General features: G+C 67.8%; 1 pseudogene. It reads right to left on the bottom strand.

From position 1 onward, the window contains the following. A pseudogene (locus KVP70_RS33145) lies at positions 1–650 on the bottom strand (heme utilization protein); the annotation flags it as partial.

Here is a 650-nt window from a genome sequence, read left to right as displayed (position 1 = left end):
GCTGGTTCGAGCTCAAGGCCACGATCTGGTCGGTGCTCAGGCCCGAGGCCAGGTTGGCGGTGGTCATAGCGGCCACTTGCGCGGTGCTCAGCGCGCCGATCTGGTCGGTGGTCAGCGCGGCGGTCTGCGCGGTGCTCAGGGCGCCGATGGCGGCGGTCTTCAGCGCGCCGAGGTCGGCCGTTTCAATCGCGGCGATGGCGGCGGTGCTCAGGCCGGCAACTTGCGAGCTCGACAGTGCGGCGATCTGGCTGCTGCTCAGGGCGACGATCTGGTCGGTGGTCAGGGCCTTGGTCTGATTGCTGCTCAGGCCGGCGATGACCGCCGATTTCAACGCGCCGATGTCGGCCGTTTCAATCGCGGCGATGTCGTTGGTGCTGAAGGCGCTCACCTGGGCCGAGCTCAGGGCGCCGAACTGGTTGGACGACAACGCGACGACCTGGTCGGTGGTCAGCGCCGCGACGTTGGCGGTGGTGATGGACGCCACTTGCGCGGTGGTCAGGTTGGACAGCTGGTCGGTGGTCAACGCCGCCAGTTGCGCCGTTTTCAGCGCGGCGATGATGCTGGTCTTCAGGCCGACGATGTCGGCCGTCTCGATGGCGGCGATGTCCTGGGTCGACAGGGCGCCGAATTGACCGGTGCTCAAGGCGCCC

Source organism: Duganella violaceipulchra (assembly GCF_019166075.1).
Classification (GTDB): Bacteria; Pseudomonadota; Gammaproteobacteria; order Burkholderiales; family Burkholderiaceae_D; genus Rugamonas; species Rugamonas violaceipulchra.
The sequence above is the reverse complement of the archived record's forward strand: the minus strand, read 5'-3'. Positions and strand labels throughout refer to the sequence as shown.